This window comes from Streptococcus oralis (assembly GCF_001075875.1).
Taxonomy (GTDB): Bacteria; Bacillota; Bacilli; order Lactobacillales; family Streptococcaceae; genus Streptococcus; species Streptococcus oralis_I.
This window is the reverse complement of sequence record NZ_JUOS01000187.1, coordinates 1-4,597: the sequence shown is the minus strand read 5'-3', so window position 1 is coordinate 4,597 and position 4,597 is coordinate 1. Positions and strand designations below refer to the sequence as shown.

Below are 4,597 nucleotides of genomic sequence, written 5' to 3'. Positions count from 1 at the left end.
GCTTTGAGGTTGTAGATAGAACTGACGAAGTCAGTAACATATATACGGCAAGGCGACGTTAACGCAGTTTGAATTTGATTTTCGAAGAGTATTACCAGTTCTTTTCTATTTTCACTTAGTCTTTAGGTAATTTGCCAGCTTTTTCAAGCATTTTTTTGATTAAATAAGGCATCTTGACATTTTCACGACCTTTTTTCTCAATTAATTTTTTAACAAATTCTGGCATTTGTAAGTCTTGTGATTCATCTAAAATGTTCTTAGTTTCATCCGAAGGGACTAATTCATCAAAGGTTTCTTCATCTGGGAGGAATTCTCTAAATTCTTTATGTTCGTTAGCTCGGACAATATTGACCAAGGCATCAATCAAACGAGAATCTGTATTTGGCATTGGTGGACGATGGTAGTTCACCTTCAATTCCTGACACAAGTCATGACATTCCACATCGTTGTCAAACAAGACTTCAATATGCTCACTGATAAAACTAATAGGCACAAAAATATAATGCTCTGGGTGTTCTTCCTGTTCTCTAAGATTCTCCAATACATCTGGTTTGATCCAAGGAATACCAATATCACTTTCACTCTGCCAAGTGTTGGTATATTGCTCTGGTTTCAAGTCTAATTTCTCAGCAATTAACTTGCTATTTTCGAAAATCTGGTCGATATAGGGATCACCAAAATCCAAGGCAAAAATGGGCACACTGTGGGCAGAAAAGATGACTTTAAAGCTATCCTGTTTCACCTTTTCTTTTAAAATCTTAGCAATTTCAGCTGTCCAATAATTTAATAGTGCTTCTTCTTGATACCAGTCCTTAATAACTAAAAACTGAATTTGTTTGCTTTCCAGAAACTTTTCGTATCCCATGACAGAGTAAAAGGAATAGTGTGGCTCCAAAATCAAGCAAATACACTTTTCAATTCCGTCTGCTTCCATTTGCCGAATTACATCTGGAATAAAAGGGGTTGAAAATTTATTGGCAAAATACACACTATATTCATTTCCTAACCTAGCTTCTACCAAGGCAACTTCTTCACGGGTAATTTTTTGAAGTGGAGTTCCTCCAATTCGAACATAATTATCATAGAGTGTTTGAATCTCGTGATCTTGAGGTCGAACTCCACGACGAATGTTGGTAAAAAAGTCGGCTACTCCTTCAAAGGTAATCTCTTCTGGTGAACCAAATGTCATCATTAAAATCGCTTTTTTCATATTTGCATCCTTGTGATATTTTTATCTTTTTTATTGTATCACTAAAGAAGCCATAAGTAAACGCTAACATAAGGATTTTATCTCCCTTTTGACTTTTGTTTTTATCTTCTTTCTATGATACAATGGTTTTAAAAGAAGAAAAAAAGGAGTTACGATGAAATATCCAACATTGTTGGAGCGTTTTTTGACTTATGTCAAAGTCAATACACGTTCTGACGAACATTCAACCACTACACCAAGTACCCAAAGTCAAGTAGACTTCGCAACCAATGTCCTCATCCCTGAGATGAAACGTGTTGGTTTGCAAAATGTTTACTACCTACCAAACGGTTTTGCTATCGGTACTCTTCCAGCTAACGATCCAAGTTTAACTCGCAAGATTGGTTTTATCTCCCACATGGATACGGCTGATTTTAATGCTGAAGGTGTCAAGCCACAAGTAGTTGAAAACTACGACGGTGGTCTTATCGAACTAGGTAATTCTGGTTTCAAGCTAGATCCAGCGGATTTCAAGAGCTTAGAGAAATATCCTGGCCAAACCTTAATTACTACAGATGGAACTACCCTTCTCGGAGCTGATGATAAATCTGGTATCGCTGAAATCATGACAGCTATCGAATACTTGACTGCTCATCCTGAGATTAAACACTGTGAAATCCGTGTTGGCTTCGGACCTGATGAAGAAATCGGTGTCGGTGCCAATAAATTTGATGCAGAAGATTTCAATGTTGACTTTGCTTATACAGTTGACGGTGGACCTCTTGGTGAACTTCAATACGAAACCTTCTCTGCTGCAGGTGCAGAACTTCACTTCCAAGGACGTAATGTCCACCCAGGAACAGCAAAAGGACAAATGGTCAATGCCCTTCAATTAGCCATTGACTTCCACAATCAACTCCCAGCTGGTGACCGACCTGAGTTGACTGAGGGTTACCAAGGATTCTACCATCTCATGGATGTAACAGGTACTGTTGAGGAAGCGCGTGCTAGCTACATCATTCGTGACTTCGAAAAAGAAACCTTCGAAGCGCGTAAAGCTGCCATGAAAGCTATTGCTGATAAGATGAACCAAGAACTTGGTAGTGATCGTGTAACCTTGACTTTGACAGACCAGTACTACAACATGAAGGAAGTCATTGAAAAGGATATGACTCCAATCACCATCGCTAAAGCAGTCATGGAAAATCTTGATATTACACCAATTATCGAACCTATCCGTGGAGGAACAGACGGTTCTAAAATTTCCTTTATGGGAATTCCTACGCCAAATATCTTTGCTGGTGGTGAAAATATGCACGGACGTTTTGAATACGTTAGTCTACAAACAATGGAACGTGCAGTCGACACCATTATTGGGATTGTAGCTTATAAAGACTAAAGAGATCGGGAAAAAATTCCCGATCTCTTTTTTATCAGCAGCCTACTTTTGACACGGTAGCTGTCTGAACTTTTTATTATTCTGCTACTTTTTCTCTTGTTTCTGGAGAGCTAGTTGCAGGAGTTAAGGTTGACTCAGCTTGTTTATCGTTTGTTTCTTTATTGGCTGTTTCATTGCTAGCTTCAGCTGGCTTGACTTTGGATTGAAATTCTTGGTTTAACAAAACGATTTCTTGAGCAAGAGCTAAAAGAGCTTGCTTATCTTTGCTTGCTGCACTAAGCTTATCAAATAAGGCGTCCACTTTTTCAAAATCAGCATCAGAACCATTATTCATTTCTAAATAAGTATGAAGGGCAATGACACCATTATAAAGTTTTTGGTAGAGAACTAAAACTTCTGGGTCTTGTTTGACATTCTCACGTTCATTCTGAATGGTTTGTGAAATACGTTTCAGAAGATCTTGGACTTGCGTATTTAATTCATCAAGGTCTGCGTCATCTTTATCTAGAGCAGCTTTCAGATTTTTAACTTCGTCAGCAAGTGAAGCTTTAACTCCCTCTTCTTTGACTTGAGCCACTAATTCTTCAGCTTTTGTTAAGAGTTCTTCTACTTGACCTTTTCGAACATGATTACTTTGTTCCTCAGGCTTAATATCATCATACAAACCTTTCAAAAATTCATAGACTGCCGTTTTAGCACTATGACCATCCACTTTTTCAGTGTCTAGGATCGTTTCAGAAGGTTTATGAGCAACTGATTCATTCTTCACTGCTTCTTCTACCTCTAATTTTGTTTGATAGATTTCAGGGAAGAGTTTGTTCAAGTCAGTTGCCTTAAGGAAAGATTGTGACTGATAAAGAGTCCAAGTTAGGTTTGCAACTTTATTTCTAAGAGTGTCATTTAAACGACCATCTGACAGATGTTGATAGAAATACTTAATGTATTCGACTGTCGTAACACCAGTTCGATCATTAAAATCTTGCAGAGCTTGTAACTTGGCTTCAACTGCATCTAAACCAGCCTCATCTTGAGCCAATTTATTTTCTTGGAGTTGTGCCAAGAGATCCTTTTTAGGAAGTCCATAAGCATCCGTATCCAAGGTATTAATCTTGTCTACTAAAGCTTGATATTTCTTGTCTAAAGGACTGATTTCTGTTGGTTTTACACTAGAGTCAACGTGGATATACTGCTTGTCAAAGAGATCTAAAGCAGCCAGATAACCAGCTGTTGAGTTGGTTGAGAGCTTCTTCATATTTTCAGAGAATTGTCCCAAGGCAAGCTCAATTTGTCTTTGTAAAATTGGTTTATCTTTATAGACTTCACGACTTTCTGCTAGAAGTTGATCAACCTTATTTTGAACAGTAGCTTCATCAAAGGCTCCTGGTTGGTAGTTAGATTGCAAGGCAGGAATCTTATGTTTCAAAGCCACTTCATAGCCTTTAGTTTGTACTTTGATGTAGTGATTATGATCACCGTGAGGAATGACGAAGCTACCATTTTCAACCTGCAAACTATAAGGAGAAACGCCATCACGTAAAGCAGTTGTATAGAGTTCGTTTAGGAAATCAAGCTCTGCATCACCTGTTTGGAGAGGAATACGAACGTGTTCCTTTCGAACTGCATAAGGGTGAATGTGAGTTGGGTCATAAGCCTGGTCTGGATTTCCGAATACAAAGAATCCATTTGAAATTCGGATCGCTTCAAGCGGAACACCATAGGTTTTAGAGATATAAGCTATCTTTTCTTCATCGCTGGCATCTCGAGAGAAACTTTCAACCGTCTTGGCAAGAGGCTTTACAGGCTCTGCCTGATGGTGCCCATGCAAATGCTCTTGCGCTGCCTTAATCTGATCTGCTGATAAATCTTTTTTAAAGAAATAGTGAGCATGGTCTCCATGTGAAACCACAAAACCTTGCTCATCCTCACTGATCACTCGCTCAGCTGCAAAGCCATGATCATGTTCATCTTCATGATGCTCGTGTTTCGCTTCATTCTCTTTATGAGTATTA

General features: G+C 38.5%; 3 protein-coding genes. 1 reads left to right on the top strand and 2 read right to left on the bottom strand.

The annotated features are described in order from the left end of the window. Nucleotides 1–115: 115 nt before the first annotated feature. Complete coding sequence (hemH, locus tag ADM33_RS09950) at nucleotides 116–1,210, bottom strand: ferrochelatase (protein WP_049504908.1); 1,095 nt, start codon at nucleotides 1,208–1,210, stop codon at nucleotides 116–118. Nucleotides 1,211–1,364: 154 nt separating this feature from the next. Between hemH and pepT the strand changes: the two genes are divergently transcribed. Next, nucleotides 1,365–2,588 carry a peptidase T gene (gene pepT / locus ADM33_RS09945; protein ID WP_049504907.1) on the top strand — a complete coding sequence of 408 codons (1,224 nt, stop codon included), beginning with the start codon at nucleotides 1,365–1,367 and terminating at the stop codon, nucleotides 2,586–2,588. 76 nt (nucleotides 2,589–2,664) lie between these two features. Here pepT and ADM33_RS11015 read toward each other — a convergent pair. Beyond that, a partial coding sequence (locus ADM33_RS11015; protein ID WP_049504904.1) for a pneumococcal-type histidine triad protein occupies nucleotides 2,665–4,597 on the bottom strand: 1,933 nt, incomplete at its 5' end.

Bases quoted from the DNA above. Each gene is read 5' to 3' on its own strand.
- hemH (WP_049504908.1), bottom strand. From the start codon at position 1,210: ATGAAAAAAGCGATTTTAATGATGACATTTGGTTCACCAGAAGAGATT.
- pepT (WP_049504907.1), top strand. From the start codon at position 1,365: ATGAAATATCCAACATTGTTGGAGCGTTTTTTGACTTATGTCAAAGTC.